Source organism: Pseudomonas sp. dw_358 (assembly GCF_018449655.1).
Classification (GTDB): domain Bacteria; phylum Pseudomonadota; class Gammaproteobacteria; order Pseudomonadales; family Pseudomonadaceae; genus Aquipseudomonas.
The window spans coordinates 112,974-127,115 of record NZ_JAAVUX010000014.1; the positions used below are offsets into that span (position 1 = coordinate 112,974).

14 protein-coding genes and 1 pseudogene are annotated in these 14,142 nt (G+C 64.9%); 7 read left to right on the forward strand and 8 right to left on the reverse strand.

Going from position 1 to position 14,142, the window contains the following annotated elements; translation table 11 throughout:
* The first annotated feature begins 19 nt into the window (after positions 1-19).
* On the forward strand, positions 20-1,039 hold the full coding sequence (locus HB675_RS19220; protein ID WP_256737611.1) for a twin-arginine translocation pathway signal protein: 1,020 nt from the start codon (positions 20-22) through the stop codon (positions 1,037-1,039).
* Here HB675_RS19220 and HB675_RS19225 read toward each other — a convergent pair.
* Positions 1,036-1,890: a LysR family transcriptional regulator gene (locus tag HB675_RS19225; protein ID WP_213880442.1), complete on the reverse strand. Its 855-nt coding sequence runs from the start codon at positions 1,888-1,890 to the stop codon at positions 1,036-1,038. The genes HB675_RS19220 and HB675_RS19225 overlap by 4 nt on opposite strands.
* Before the next feature lie 74 nt (positions 1,891-1,964).
* Between HB675_RS19225 and HB675_RS19230 the strand changes: the two genes are divergently transcribed.
* Positions 1,965-2,885, forward strand: a complete 921-nt coding sequence (locus tag HB675_RS19230) for a DMT family transporter (RefSeq protein WP_213880444.1) — start codon at positions 1,965-1,967, stop codon at positions 2,883-2,885.
* A gap of 184 nt (positions 2,886-3,069) precedes the next feature.
* On the opposite strand, the gene HB675_RS19235 is transcribed toward HB675_RS19230, so the two are convergent.
* The 3 genes from HB675_RS19235 to HB675_RS19245 form a co-directional block, all read right to left on the reverse strand.
* Complete coding sequence (locus tag HB675_RS19235) at positions 3,070-3,891, reverse strand: alpha/beta hydrolase (RefSeq protein ID WP_213880446.1); 822 nt, start codon at positions 3,889-3,891, stop codon at positions 3,070-3,072.
* 260 nt (positions 3,892-4,151) lie between these two features.
* Complete coding sequence (locus HB675_RS19240) at positions 4,152-5,450, reverse strand: ATP-binding protein (protein ID WP_213880448.1); 1,299 nt, start codon at positions 5,448-5,450, stop codon at positions 4,152-4,154.
* Complete coding sequence (locus HB675_RS19245) at positions 5,447-6,187, reverse strand: response regulator (RefSeq protein ID WP_213880450.1); 741 nt, start codon at positions 6,185-6,187, stop codon at positions 5,447-5,449. The genes HB675_RS19240 and HB675_RS19245 overlap by 4 nt, the downstream gene beginning before the upstream one ends.
* Before the next feature lie 201 nt (positions 6,188-6,388).
* Here HB675_RS19245 and HB675_RS19250 point away from each other — a divergent pair, with 201 nt between their 5' ends.
* Complete coding sequence (locus HB675_RS19250; RefSeq protein WP_213880452.1) at positions 6,389-7,162, forward strand: alpha/beta hydrolase; 774 nt, start codon at positions 6,389-6,391, stop codon at positions 7,160-7,162.
* Positions 7,163-7,206: 44 nt separating this feature from the next.
* Here the strand turns inward: HB675_RS19250 and HB675_RS19255 are convergent, their stop codons facing one another.
* Both HB675_RS19255 and HB675_RS19260 read right to left on the reverse strand, forming a co-directional pair.
* Entirely contained in the window at positions 7,207-8,247 is a 1,041-nt protein-coding gene (locus HB675_RS19255; protein ID WP_213880454.1) for a DMT family transporter, read from the reverse strand.
* Positions 8,248-8,388 (reverse strand): annotated as a pseudogene (locus HB675_RS19260) (SAM-dependent methyltransferase); the annotation flags it as partial. It abuts the gene before it with no gap.
* A gap of 116 nt (positions 8,389-8,504) precedes the next feature.
* Between HB675_RS19260 and HB675_RS19265 the strand changes: the two are divergent.
* The 4 genes from HB675_RS19265 to HB675_RS19280 all read left to right on the forward strand — a co-directional run bounded on the left by HB675_RS19265 (position 8,505) and on the right by HB675_RS19280 (position 12,058).
* Positions 8,505-8,735: a hypothetical protein gene (locus HB675_RS19265; RefSeq protein WP_213880456.1), complete on the forward strand. Its 231-nt coding sequence runs from the start codon at positions 8,505-8,507 to the stop codon at positions 8,733-8,735.
* Between the two features lie 62 nt (positions 8,736-8,797).
* Positions 8,798-9,673 carry an alpha/beta hydrolase gene (locus HB675_RS19270; RefSeq protein WP_213880458.1) on the forward strand — a complete coding sequence of 292 codons (876 nt, stop codon included), beginning with the start codon at positions 8,798-8,800 and terminating at the stop codon, positions 9,671-9,673.
* A gap of 32 nt (positions 9,674-9,705) precedes the next feature.
* Entirely contained in the window at positions 9,706-10,998 is a 1,293-nt protein-coding gene (gene dctA, locus HB675_RS19275) for a C4-dicarboxylate transporter DctA (protein ID WP_213880460.1), read from the forward strand.
* Between the two features lie 145 nt (positions 10,999-11,143).
* On the forward strand, positions 11,144-12,058 hold the full coding sequence (locus HB675_RS19280; RefSeq protein WP_213880527.1) for a LysR substrate-binding domain-containing protein: 915 nt from the start codon (positions 11,144-11,146) through the stop codon (positions 12,056-12,058).
* Here the strand turns inward: HB675_RS19280 and leuD are convergent.
* Positions 12,055-12,669 (reverse strand): 3-isopropylmalate dehydratase small subunit, encoded by a 615-nt coding sequence (gene leuD, locus HB675_RS19285; protein WP_213880462.1) that lies wholly within the window; start codon positions 12,667-12,669, stop codon positions 12,055-12,057. The genes HB675_RS19280 and leuD overlap by 4 nt on opposite strands.
* Complete coding sequence (gene leuC / locus HB675_RS19290; protein ID WP_256737612.1) at positions 12,666-14,093, reverse strand: 3-isopropylmalate dehydratase large subunit; 1,428 nt, start codon at positions 14,091-14,093, stop codon at positions 12,666-12,668. The genes leuD and leuC overlap by 4 nt, the downstream gene beginning before the upstream one ends.
* Positions 14,094-14,142 lie beyond the last annotated feature (49 nt).

A 14,142-nucleotide genomic window follows, 5' to 3' on the forward strand; every position in this document is an offset into this window, starting at 1 on the left:
CGATTCCAAGGAGGTTTTGATGACCCCGTTCAAGCGTCGCCAGATCCTGCAGATGATGGCCGTCACCAGCACCCTGCCGCTGATCCCCCCGGGGTTGGCTGCTGACAGCCCCAAAAACGAACTGGTGCTGGTGGAAAAAGAAGCCCCCGGCGTCAGCTTCTACCAACTGCCCGACGGCAAGCCGCTGGCGCACATTTCCATGGCCACCCAGCCCCATGAAATCGTCGCCGACGCCCAGCACCGTTTTGCCTATGTGGCGCAATACGGCATGGACAAGTGGCTGTCTCCCGGCGAAGGCGGCCACCTGGTGTACGTGCTCGATCTGGTGGCGCGCAAACTGGCGCGCACTATTGACCTGACGCCCTATCACCGCCTGCATGGCATCCGCATGGACGCTGCCGGGCGCCTGTATGTGCTCAGTGAAACCGATTCGGTCATGATCCGTTTCGACAATCCGTCAAAGGATGAATACCCCAGCCAGATCGTCCCGGTGGGGGGCACCCGCAGCCATTATTTCGTCCTGACCCGGGACGGTCGCCGCGCCTATGTGTCCGACACGTTGTCGGGCATGGTGATCATGCTCGATCCCCACGACCCGACCTTCACACCGGTCAAACGCCTGCTGGGCGAGGCGCCGGAGGGCAGCTGCCTGAGCGTCGACGAAAAGACCTACTACGCCATTGACCGCTACAAAGGCGTGCTGCACGCCTTTGATGCCGCGACCTTGCAACCCCTCAAACAGGTGCAACTGCGTGGCGAGGCGGTGCGCATTGCGGCCCTGCCGGATGGCCGCCTGATCGTCGCCAACCAGGCCGACAAGAGCCTCAGCCTGCTACACGCCGAGACCTTGGCCGAGGTCGCTCACCTGCCGCTGGAGGCAGCGGCGTCGGGTTTGAACCTGGCGCCGGCCGCCGACAAGGTGTACGCCTCGCTGGAGTCCAACGAGGTGGTGATCGTCGACATTGGCAAGTGGCAGATCACCGGTTCATTTGCCACGCAAAAGGCGCCGGATGCGGCGGCGGTGATCATGCGCAGCTAAAGCCTGAAGCGTTGTGCAATCAGATTGGCCAAGCGCTCACCCGCCTCACCCCCACTGCCGCCCTCCGCGCGCACTAGCACCACTTCGTGCTCGGCCACCGTCGGCAGGTCGTCGACCACCACCATGCGCGGCGTGAGCTGAGCGCGGTCCATCAGGGCCACGGCCAGCCCCGCTTCGACGCAGGCGCCTATGGCCTGAGTAGACTCGCTGTCCAGCACCGTGCGCCAGGCCCGGCCACTGGCCCGCAGGGTCTGCGGCAACGCGCGGCTATACGAGCAATCGGCGGCATACACGGCCACCGGCAGCGGCTGTTGATACTGCGCCTGCCCCGCCAGGGCCGCGACCCAGACAGGCTGGGTAGACACCAGCCGCTGCGCCCCGTCGCCGTGCGCGCCCTGAGGGCGGACGGTGATCGCCATGTGTAACTTGCCCCGCTGTATCCGCTCCAGCAGCGTGTAACTGGGCGCGGTACAAACCTCGAGGATGACCCCTGGCCAGTGGGCGGTAAATTCAGGAAGGATGTCGCGAATCACGTGAGCGGCGAACTCCTCCGGCACCCCCAGCTTGATCCGCCCGGACAGCTGGGCGCCCTTGAGGTCGGCGAGGATCTTGTCGTGGCTGTGCAGCAACTCGGCGGTGGCACTCAGCAAGCGCTCGCCCAATGCGGTCAGCGCCACCGACTGATTGTCGCGCTCCAGCAGGCGGCCGCCGGCGATGGCTTCCAGCCGCTGCACGTGCACGCTGATGGCCGCCGGGCTCTTGTGCAGGTGCTGGGCGGCGGCACTGAACTTGCCGATGCGGGCGACGGCATGAAAGGTGCGCAGCAGTTCGATGTCGAGGGTGGCGTTCATGGTTTCGATTTCATGAAGGAGTCGATCCATTAATTTTGATTTATTAGATTAGCCTACCGACTTAGCCTGTGCCCATGACACAGACACTCGGTATTGCCCGACCCCTGCTGCGCCGCGACTGGCTTCGCATTCTGCCCCTGCCTGTGCTGGAGGCCGCGCTGTTGCTCAGCTGGAGCTCGGGCTTTGTCGGCGCGCGCTTTTCCATCGACTATGCGCCGGCATTTCTGGTGGTGTTCTGGCGCTGTGTGCTGGTGACGCTGGCGTTGACGCCACTGGCCTGGCCGGCGTTGCGTGGCCTGCCGCGCAAGGTCTGGTGGCCCAATGCGGGGATCGGCCTGCTGGCCATGGCCGGTTACTTGTGCGGCGTGACGGGAGGGATCGCCTGGGGAGTGCCGGCCGGGCTGGCGGCGCTGGTAGCCGACTTGCTGCCGGTGGGCATGGCCTTGCTGGGCGCGGCCATGGGTCAGCGTCTGGCTGGGGTGGCGTGGGCGGGGCTGGCCTTGGGTTCGCTGGGCGTCTTATTGGCCACGCAAGGAGCGCTGTCGCTGGGGCATGCGCCGCTCTTGGCCTATGCCCTGCCCCTGCTGGGGATGCTGTCTCTGGCGGTCGCGACCCTGTGGCAGCAACGGCTGAGCTGTGCGGCCGTACTGAGCCCACGGGTCAGTCTGTGGCTGCAGTGCGCCGTGTCGGCAGTGGCTTTCGCCGGGATTCAGGGGCTGCAAGGCAGCCTGTGGCCAATCCCGACCTGGGGCTTTGCCGTGAGTGTGCTGTGGACAGCAGCGATTTCGACCCTGGGCGGCTATGGGCTGTACTGGGTCTGCCTGCACCGCGCCGGGCATACCCGGGTGGCCAGCGTACTGTTTCTGAGCCCGGGGATCACCTTGCTGTGGGGCTGGTGCCTGTTCGGTGAGCCGCTGTCGTGGATGATGGCGCTGGGCACGCTGGTGAGTGGGGTGGGGATCGGGATGGTGGTGTGGGGGCGCAGGGCCGGGTGAAGCGATGGCAGGCAAACCTTGCCCACAGGTTGGCTTCGGGCTAATGGTCACGCGGCAGGACCGAGCTGGCTCGGGAACAAGGCACTGCGCAGTCAGGACCGACTGCGTGGCGTGGTTCCCGAGCAATCTCGGTCCTGCAGGGGTTGGAATACCCCCTGGAATCTCCCACCGAAAATCACCGATCTCAGGATTGAATAAATGCCAGCAGATCCGCGTTGATCACCTCGGGGTGAACCGTGCACATGCCATGGGGATAGCCTTTGTAGACCTTCAAGGTGCCGTTTTTCACCAGCTTGATCGACAGCTCGGCGGAGTCGCCGATGGGCACGATCTGATCGTCATCACCGTGCAGGATCAGCACCGGTACGCTGATTTTTTTCAAGTCCTCGGTAAAGTCGGTTTCCGAGAACGCCTTGATGCAATCGTAGTGCGCCTTGATGCCGCCCATCATGCCCTGGCGCCACCAGTTGTCGACCACGCCGTCGAGGGTTTTCACCCCTTCGCGGTTGAAGCCGTAGAACGGCATTGGCACTTCCCGATAGAACTGCGCGCGATTGGCAGCCAGGGCCGTGCGAAAGCCGTCGAACACTTCGATGGGCAGGCCGCCCGGGTTAGCCTCGGACTTGACCATGATCGGCGGCACCGCGCCGATCAGCACGGCCTTGGCCACATGCCCGGCACCATGACGGGCCACGTAGCGGGCCACTTCGCCGCCGCCGGTGGAGTGGCCGACGTGTACGGCGTTGGTCAATTTCAGGTGCGCTACCAGCTCGGCGACGTCGGCAGCGTACGTGTCCATCTCGTTGCCGGTGGCAGTCTGGGTCGAACGACCGTGGCCACGGCGGTCATGGGCAATGACCCGGAAACCCTTGGACAGGAAAAACAGCATCTGCGCGTCCCAGTCATCGCTGCTCAGTGGCCAGCCGTGATGGAACACGATGGGCTGACCACTGCCCCAGTCCTTGTAATAGATTTCGGTACCGTCACGGGTGGTGAATGTCGTCATGGGGGCGTGTCCTTTGTTAGTCGCCGTCGCGGCGCTGACTTGCGAAGAGGCGACCATGACCATAGCTGAAAGCGAGCCGGCCGCCAGCGCGGTGGCGCCGGCCTTGAGAACGGTTCGACGGGCGTTGGATTCAGGTTGTTGTTCGTGCACAAGGCCTCCCCACGGGGGGTGAGTGGGTGTCGAGAAGGGGTCGGTGGATCAACCTGCACGTTAACCCGGCCTTCTTTCGCTCGCCTTGAAGCGTCCTGAAACAAACTGAATCAGTGTGACACAGCCAGCCACAATTCAGCCTGCAGACCACCGCCCTCCCGGGCGCTCAAAGTCAGCCGTGCACCGAGGGTCACCGCCAACTGCTGGGCAATGGCCAGGCCCAGACCGGTGCCGCCGGTGTCGCGGCTGCGGGAGTTTTCCAGACGGTAGAAGGGTTTGAACACCTCGCTCAATTGCTCTTGGGCAATGCCAGGGCCGCGGTCCAGGACCAGGATCGACACCCCACCGTGCACCGCGCCGCCGACCTGCAACTCGGCGGCACCGGCAAATTTCAAGGCGTTGTCCAGCAGGTTGACGAGAATCCGGCGCAAGCCATGGGGCCGGGTGCCCAACACCACCTCGCTGGTGCCCGACAACACCACCGGCTTGCCAGTGTCCTGATAGTCGAACACCAGACTTTGCACAAAAGCGTCCAGGTCGACCCGGCGCAGCGGCTCGCTGGCGTCGTGGCTGCCCCGGGCATAGGCAATGCCTTCGCGTACCAATTGCTCGACTTCACTGAGGTCGTTCCACAGCTTGTCCTTTTCCGCAGAGGCGTCCATGAACTCGGCGCGCAGCTTCATCCGCGTGATGGGGGTCTGCAGGTCGTGGGAGATGGCCCCGAGGATCTGCATGCGCTCCTTGAGGGACTCGGCGATGCGCTGTTGCATGGCGTTGAACGCCACCGCTGCGCGGACGACTTCGCCCGGACCCTGCTCGGTCAGCGGCGTACCGGGCAGGTTCGGGTCCAACGCTTCGGCCGCCCGTGCCAGCCGGGTCAACGGGCCGATGGCCAGGCGCACGGCGAGCCAGGTGCAGAGCCCCAACAGCAGCAGCTGCACCAGCAGCGCGGCCGGCAACCAGAGCGCCAGGGGCAGGTCCAGCGGCTGCACGTCGAGGGTCAGCGGCGCCCCGTCGCTCAAGCGCAGATGCACCTGAAAGTGCTCGGCGGGACCCGGCAAGGTGGTGAACGTCAGCGGGTACGCGACGCCCACCGCCTGCTGGATCGCACGGGCGGCAGGTACGCTGGGCGCGGCCAGGGCCGGACCTGGCAGGCCTTCGCCCAGTTCATAGCGGTAGCTGCGGCCGCGCAGCCGTGCCAGCCAGCCTTCCCGCTCGCTGGCGGGCAGGCGATCGAGCACCGCCACGCTGACGCCAACCTCGCGCTCGATGATGCCGTTGATCATGGTCGAGGAGCTTTGATAGCGCTCATAGAACTGCGAGGCGAACGACAAGGCGTAGGCCAGCACCAGGCCGGTGAGGAAGATCAGCGCCAGTTGCCCGGCCAGGGTGCTTGGCCCGCGCGTCACTGCGCCTGGCCTTGGGCGTGCACCGCCGCGGCGAAGACGTACCCCTCGCTGCGCACGGTCTTGATGTAGGCCGGTTCCCGGGCATCGTCCAGCAGACGCTGGCGCAGGCGGCTGACCAGCAGGTCGATGGAACGATCAAACAACTCGGCGTCGCGGCCCTGGGTGAGATTGAGCAACTGGTCGCGGTTGAGCACGCGCTGTGGGTGCTCGAGAAACACCTTGAGCAGGCGGTACTCGGCACCGCTCAGGGCCACGAGGGTGCCTTCGGCGTCCAGCAGGTGACGGGCCACGGTGTCCAGCCGCCACGGCCCGAAGGCCAGCACCGCACCGGTGTCCGTCGGTGCCAGGTTGGGCGGCAGCATACGCGTACGGCGCAGCACCGCGTTAATTCGGGCCAGCAGTTCGCGGGCCGAGAACGGCTTGGTCAGGTAGTCGTCGGCGCCCATTTCCAGGCCGACGATGCGGTCGGTCTGGTCGTCGCGAGCGGTCAGCATCAGCACCGGCGTGGTCTTGTGCTTGCCCACGCGCAGTTCGCGGCACAGCTGCAGGCCGTCGTCGCCGGGCAGCATGATGTCGAGGACGATCAGGTCCACGGGCTGGCTGTCGAGGAACTTGCGCATCTGCCGACCCTCTGCGACCACCGAGGCGCGCAGCCCGTTCTTCTTCAGGTAGCTGCCGATCAATTCGCGGATCTCTCGGTCATCGTCGACGATCAAGATATGGTCTACGTGTTCCATGGTTACGCTGAGCTCGGCTGATGGGGGTGGCGAGGTCGATTCTACTCAGCCGCCCGGGCGGGGGTCCGCCTTTTTGTATCCCAGTGTATCCAGCCGCCACGCCGACACAGAATATTTCAATGCGAGTTGTGACGGACACAGTATAGATACCGGCCGGGCGTTCAATGGACCCATTCCCGGACATCGATAAGAGGCTTTACCATGAACATCCTGCACAAGACCGCATTGACCCTGTTCACCACCACCGCCCTGGCCATGGGCGTCGCCCACGCCGCCACCCCGGCACCCATCAAGAACATCGTGCTGGTTCACGGCGCGTTCGTCACCGGCGCTGGCTGGAAACCGGTCTACGAGATTTTGACCAAGGATGGCTACCACGTCTCGGTGGCCGAACACCCCCTGACGTCGTTCGCCGATGACGTCACCGCCGTCAAGCGCATTGTCGACCAGCAGGACGGCCCGACCCTCCTGGTGGGCCACAGTTATGGTGGTGCGATCATCACCGACGTCGGCAACGAACCCCAGGTCAAAGGCCTGGTGTACATCGCTGCCCACGCGCTGGACCAGGGCGAAACCGAAGCCGGCAATGGCAAGCTGTACCCCAACGCCACCAAAGCCGTGAAGAAAACCGCCGACGGCTTCCTCTACCTCGATCCCGCCTTCTATCCGGCCGACTTCGCCGCCGACCTGCCCAAGGCCCAGGCGGCGTTCGAAGCCCAGAGTCAGGCGCTGACCAACGCCAGCGTGTTCACCACCCCAGCCGGTGTGCCGGCGTGGAAGACCAAACCCAGCTGGTATGCCGTGGCCAAGTCCGACCGCATCATCAACCCGGACCTGGAGCGTATGTACGCCCAGCGCGCCCACAGTCACACCATCGAAGTCGCCGGGGCCAGCCATTCGGTGTACGAGTCCCATCCCAAGGAAGTGGCGGCTCTGATCGAGCAGGCCGCGCAACACGCCGAGGATGGCCAGTAAGCCTTGCCGATACATGCCCACGGCGAGCCGGTTGCCGGCGTTTATCAGTGACTGTGGCGGTGATGGATGTCCGGAAAGTGCGCATGGGCATGGCGCAGCGGCAGGTGCTCATGGGCATGGCTGTGTGGCTCGACGCCGTCCCAAGGGAAGTCATGCTCATGCTGGTGATGCTCATCGTGCCGGTGGCGATGGGCATGTTCCTGCAGCCTGTGGCTGTGCTCGTGCGAGTGGTGCTCGGCCAGGTGAATCCACACCCCCAGGGCCATCAGCGCGGCCGCGATCCAGAAGGTTGCCGACACCGGCTCGCCGAAGATCACGATGGCAATGGCCGCACCGAGAAACGGCGCCGTGGAAAAATACGCCCCGGTGCGTGCCGAGCCCAGCCCCCGCAGCGCCAGGACAAACAGCACCAGGCTGACGCCATACCCCAGAAAGCCCAGCAACATTGCCTCGCTGCCAGTGGCCAACGCCGGCAGCGAGGCCCCCAGCCACAGCGCCAGGCCGGTGTTGACCAAACCGGCCACCAGCCCCTTGATCCCGGCAATGAACAGCGCGTCACTGGCCGAGACCTTGCGCGTCAGGTTGTTGTCGATGGCCCAGCACAGGCACGCGCCGGCCACCGCCAGCGGCCCGGTCAAGTCAGTGCTGCCCAACCCATTGACCGGCCAGGCCAGCACCGCGCCGCCAGCGACGATGGCAGCCATGCCGAGGACGATGCGGCGGTCGGCGTTTTCCTTGAAAACCACCCAGGCCAGCACCGCCGTGAGCACCGATTCGAGGTTCAACAGCAAGGACGCCGTGGCGCCCGTGGTGTGCTTGAGGCCGAACATCAGTGCGACCGGCCCGAGCATGCCGCCAAACACGATCGCCCCCAGCAGCCACGGCCATTCGTGGTTCGGCAGTTGCGGATTCTTCCAACCTCGGTCACGCACACTGCGGAGCACGGCCAGGCCCACACCACTGCCCAGGTACAACAGCCCGGCCAGCAGCAGGGGGGATATGCTCAGGCCCAACAGCCGGGCGATAGGCGTACTGGCACCGAACAGAGCGGCGGCGGCCAGGGCATAGACAATGCTGGTGTACATTCAATCGACTCGCTGACAGGCATAGGCCTGGGTCTGGTAGGGAAACTCGATGGACGCCCGGCCACGCAGCGCCGGGTGCTGATCGATCAGGTGCTGCAGTTGCGCGGCCACGCTCGCCTTCTCGGCAGCTGGCAAGGCCGCCGTGGCACAGCCCTGTCGGGCAGCGTGATGAACAGTGGTCATGGCAGCACCTGAGGGGAAAGAGGAACACCAGTTTAGCAGGCAGTACATGGCCCCACCCATCCCCGTCTGCGCCATTGCAGTTCAGTGATCTGTTTGCCAGTCAGGTCCAGCAACTGGCACCGGCCAGGCGCGCTGCGCTGAGCAGTTTTGCCGCCCGCAGCTTGCAGATTGCCGCCTTGCAAGGTGACTTCAGCACTTTGCAGGTGCGCCATGCCACCGGCAGTCCGGGTCTGGCCGGGCTGTCCCGGCGACTCGACGCAGGGCCGCCGGGACGTACACACTTCATGAACCGGCCTTCCACGTAACGACCCTTGTTGCCCCTGCTGGCGCCTTGCAGGATGGAAACATCACCTCAAGGAGCCACCCCATGTTCGCCGGATTCCTCAAACAACAACGCCGGGTCAACGGCGTGGACGTCGCCTTTCGCATCAAGGGCCAGGGCCCCGGCCTGCTGTTGCTGCACGGTCACCCACAAACCCACGTGATCTGGCACAAGGTGGCCGAGCAACTGGCCGAGCACTTCACCGTGGTCGCCGCCGACCTGCGCGGCTACGGTGACAGCGGCAAGCCTCCGGCCACCGCCGACTCCAGCCACTACTGCAAGCGGGAAATGGCCGGCGATGGCGTCGAACTGATGCAGGCGCTGGGCTTCGAGCGCTTCAGTGTGCTGGCCCATGACCGCGGCGCGCGGGTGGCCCACCGCCTGGCGCTGGATCATCCCCAGGCAGTGCAGCGCCTGATCCTGCTGGACATCGCCCCGACCCTGGCGATGTACGCCCAGACCGACGAAACCTTCGCCCGCGCCTACTGGCACTGGTTTTTCCTGATCCGCCCCGCGCCCCTGCCGGAAACCTTGATCCAGGCCGACCCCGAACTGTACCTGCGCAGCGTCATGGGCAGCCGCAGCGCGGGCCTCAAGCCGTTCACCGACGAGGCCTTCGCCGAGTACCTGCGCTGCCTGAAATTACCCGGCACCGCGCGCGGTATCTGTGAGGACTACCGCGCCAGCGCCGCCATCGACCTGGAACATGACCGCGCCGACCTCGCGGCCCGACGCCATCTGGACCTGCCGCTGCTGGTGCTGTGGGGCCGGGATGGCACCGTCGGACGCTGCTTCGAACCGCTCAAGGAATGGCAACAGGTAGCCAGCGACGTGCGTGGGCAGGCCCTGCCTTGCGGTCATTACGTGGCCGAAGAAGCCCCTGAACGCCTGCTGGAGCATGCCCTCGCCTTCCTGCGTTGAACCTCTGCTCCCCCTCTGTCGAGACGATAATAATGACAATAATTCGAAAGCTGCTGGACACCCTGTATGTGCAGGTGCTGATCGCCATTGCCCTGGGCATCCTCGTCGGCCACACCTGGCCCGACGTGGGGGTCGAATTGAAACCCTTGGGCGACGGCTTTATCAAACTGATCAAGATGATCATCGGCCCGATCATTTTCTGCACTGTGGTCTCTGGCATCACCAGCATGCACGACGTCAAGCAGGTCGGCCGGGGCGGCGGCAAGGCGCTGCTGTATTTCGAGGTGGTGTCCAGCGTGGCCTTGCTGGTGGGCTTGCTGGCCGCCCATGTGCTGCATCCCGGCAGCGGCTTCAACGTCGACGTGAAGACCCTGGATGCCTCGGCGGTGGCTGGCTTTGTCGGCGCCGCACAGCATGGCGAAGGCGTTACCGGCTTTTTGCTCAACGTGATTCCCACGACCTTCTTCGATGCGTTCGCCAAGGGTGAAATCCTGCCGGTGCTGTTGGTCTCGATGCTGTTCGGTCTGGCCTTGGTGATGCTTGGCGACAAGGGCCGGCCCCTGGCAGGCTTGGTTCATCAGGCCAGCGAGGTGTTTTTCAAGATCGTCGGCATGATCAGCCGCGTGGCGCCCATCGGGGCATTTGGCGCCATTGCGTTTACCATCGGCAAGTACGGCGTGGGCTCGCTCTTGCCGCTGATGAAACTGGTGGGCACCTTCTACCTCACCGCCTTTGTCTTCGTCACCTGTGTGCTGGGCAGCATTGCCCGTGGAGTGGGCGTGAGCATTTTTCGCCTGCTGGGCTACATCAAGGCCGAGCTGTTGATCGTGCTGGGGACCAGTTCATCGGAGTCGGCGCTGCCGCAACTGATCCTGAAGCTGGAAAGTCTCGGCGCGTCCAAGGGCGTGGTGGGGATCGTGGTCCCGACCGGGTACACCTTCAACCTCGACGGCACCAACATCTACATGACCCTGGCGGTGCTGTTCCTGGCCCAGGCCACCCACATCGATTTGACCTTGGAGCAACAACTGACGTTGCTGCTGGTGGCGATGTTGACGTCCAAGGGCGCGGGGGCCGTGGTCGGTGCCGGCTTCGTTGCACTGGCGGCCAGCCTGGCGGTGGTACCCACGGTGCCGGTGGCTGCCATGGTATTGATTTTGGGGGTGGACCGGTTCATGGCCGAGTGCCGCTCGCTGACCAACATCATCGGCAATGCGGTGGCGGCGCTGGTAGTGGCGGCATGGGAGGGTGAGCTGGACCGCGAAAAATTGGCGCCGGTGGCATTGAAGGTTCGGCGATCGACTGAGAAAGCAGGCGCACGATAACGCTTTCAAGTCCTTGGCGAGCGCTGCAGGACCGGGCTTGCTCGGGAACGACACGCCGTGTTCCAGCCTGGTACAACGCGGCGCACGCTTCCCGGGCAAGCTCGGCCCTACAGCGCAGGCAAAGACCAATGCTATGCTCGCCGCCATGACGCTCAATAAAGACACCACGCCCCTGCCCGAAGACCTGCGGGTCCTGCTCACCGTGATCCGCAAGAACGGCTTTGCCGCGGCGGCCGACGAGCTGGGGCTGTCGCCCGCCTACATCAGCAAACGCATCCAGATCCTGGAAGGCACCCTGGGTACCCGCCTGCTGCACCGGACCAGCCGCCGTATTGCGTTGACCGACGACGGCGAGCGGGTGCAGCGCTGGGCGGTGCGCATCCTTGATGACTTTCTGCAACTGCACGACGAACTGGCCGACGCCCACGCCTCCCCCAGCGGCCTGTTGCACCTGTGCAGCAGCTTCGGTTTCGGCCGCAACCATGTGGCGCCCGCCGTTTCCCGACTGGCCGAAGCCTACCCCGCGCTGGAGGTCCGCCTGGACCTGTTCGACCGCGCCGTGGACATTGTCAACGAAGGCTTCGACCTGGAGATTCGCGTAGGCGACGACATCCCCGGTCAGCACATCGGCCGGCAACTGGTCAGCAACCGCCGCATCCTCTGTGCCGCACCCCAGTACCTGGCGCGCCACCCGGCCCCACAGACGCTGGAAGCGCTGGAGCAGCACGACTGCCTGGTGATCAAGGAGCGCGACAATGCCTTCGGCATCTGGAACCTGCAACGGGAAGGAACGGCACACAGCGTGCGGGTGCGCGGGCCATTGTCGTCGAACAATGGCGAGATCGTGCTGCAATGGGCGCTGGACGGTCGCGGGGTGCTGTTGCGTTCACTCTGGGATGTGAAGCCGCTGCTCGAACAAGGTCAACTGGTGCAGTTGCTGCCCGAGTACAGTCAGCCGGCCAACGTCTGGGCGGTGTACCCGACGCGGCTGGCTTACTCGGGCAAGCTGCGGGCGTGCGTGGAATTTCTCGAGCAGCATTTCAAAGGGCTGTCGCTTTAAGCCAGCCAGGGGTTGTCCGCGAGGTGACGGCGCTCGAACGCACGGATCTGCTCCTGGCGCTGCAAGGTGTTGCCGATGGCGTCCAGGCCCAGCAACAGTGAAGTCTTGCGCAAGGCGTCGATCTCGAACTCGATCACCTCGGCGGTGGCCAGAGTGATGCGCTGCTGTTGCAGATCCACCGCGATGGCGGCCTGTTCGGGCCGGCTCACCACTTGTCCGATGCGCTGAACCACGGATTCGTCGAGGGTAATCAGCAGCACACCGTTGCGCTGGCAGTTGTCGTAGAAAATCCCGGCAAAACTGCTGCCGATCACGGCACGAATACCCCGCTGTTGCAGCCCCCACACTGCATGTTCGCGGCTGGAGCCGCAACCGAAGTTAGGGCCCGTCACCAGAAAACGGGCATCCTGCCAGGCCGGTTGGTTGAGCACGAACTCAGGGTCCGGCTGGCCATCCGGCCCAAAGCGCAGGTCGAAAAACACGCCGCGATCCAGCCCTGCCCGGTCGATGCCTTTCAAGAACTGCTTGGGCATGATCACGTCGGTGTCGATGTTGGCCGCCAGCATGGGCGCGGCCTCGCCACGAACTTGAGTAAAAGGTTGCAGGCTCATGGGCGCGCTCCAAAATGGCGGATGTCAGTGAGGTGGCCGTTGATGGCGGCGGCGGCCACCATGGCCGGGCTCATCAGGTGAGTGCGCGCGCCGGCGCCCTGACGGCCTTCGAAATTGCGGTTGGTGCTGGAGGCGCAGCGGTCACCGGGGGCCAGCACGTCGTCATTCATGGCCAGGCACATGGAGCACCCGGACTGGCGCCACTCGAAACCGGCGTCGGTGAAGATCGCCGCCAGCCCTTCGGCCTGAGCCTGATTGCGCACTTCAGTGGAGCCGGGAACGATGATCGCCCGCACGTGGCTGGCAACGCGCTTGCCGCGCACCACACGGGCGGCATCGCGCAGGTCTTCGATGCGGGCGTTGGTGCAGGAGCCGATAAACGCATGACTGATGACGATATCGTCCAGCGCCATGCCGGCTTCCAGGCCCATGTAGCGCAGGGCGCGCTGCATGTCCTGGCGCAGGATCAGGTCGCTGATGGCCATTGGGTCCGGCACCCGCGCGCTGATGGGCGCGGCCTGATCCGGGCTGGTGCCCCAGGTCACCATAGGCGCCAGGGTGCTGGCGTCCAGCGCAACCTCGCGGTCGAAACGGGCACCGGGATCGCTGTGCAAGCCTTGCCACTGTGCGAGGGCCTGGTCCCACAAGGCGCCTTTGGGCGCCCGTGGCTTGTCCTTGAGATAGGCGAAGACCTTGTCGTCCGGCGCCATGAATGCTCCGCGTGCGCCCGCCTCCACTGCCATGTTGCAGATCGTCATCCGCGCTTCGACGCTCAACGCATCGATGGTCGAGCCGCAGAATTCGATCGCATAGCCGGTGGCACCGGAGGCGCCGATCTGGCCGATCAGGGCCATGATCACGTCCTTGGCAACGAGCCCCGGTGCCAGTTCGCCATCGACGGTCACCCGCAGGCTTTTCAAGCGTTTGTAGACCAGCGTCTGCGAGGCCAGCAGGTGCTCGATTTCCGAGGTGCCGATGCCAAAACCGAAAGCACCAAGGGCGCCGTAGGTGGTGGTGTGACTGTCGCCGGCGGCGATGACCATGCCGGGCAGGACGAAACCCTGCTCGGGGGCGATGACGTGCTCGATGCCTTGACGCGGGTCCAGCACGTCGAGCAGTTCGATGCCGAAGTCCCGGCAGTTTTGTGCCAGATACGAGACCTGGCGCGCGCCGCCGGCATCGGCCATGGCCGCCACCCGCACCGGCGCGGTCGGGTTGACGTGATCGACCACCGCCAGTGCGGTGAGCGGCCGCCAGACGCTGCGGCCCGCCTCGCGCAGACCGCTGAAGGCCTGGGGGCTGGTGTATTCGTTGATGACCTGGCGGTCGATGTACAACAGCACATGGCCCTGGTCGTCCAGGTCACAGACGCGATGGGAGTCGATGTGCTTGTCGTACAGCGTTCTCGGGAGGGGGGCATTCAAAGGGCACGCTCGCTTGCAGGAAAAGGCCATGGGCCCATCTTAGGCAGTG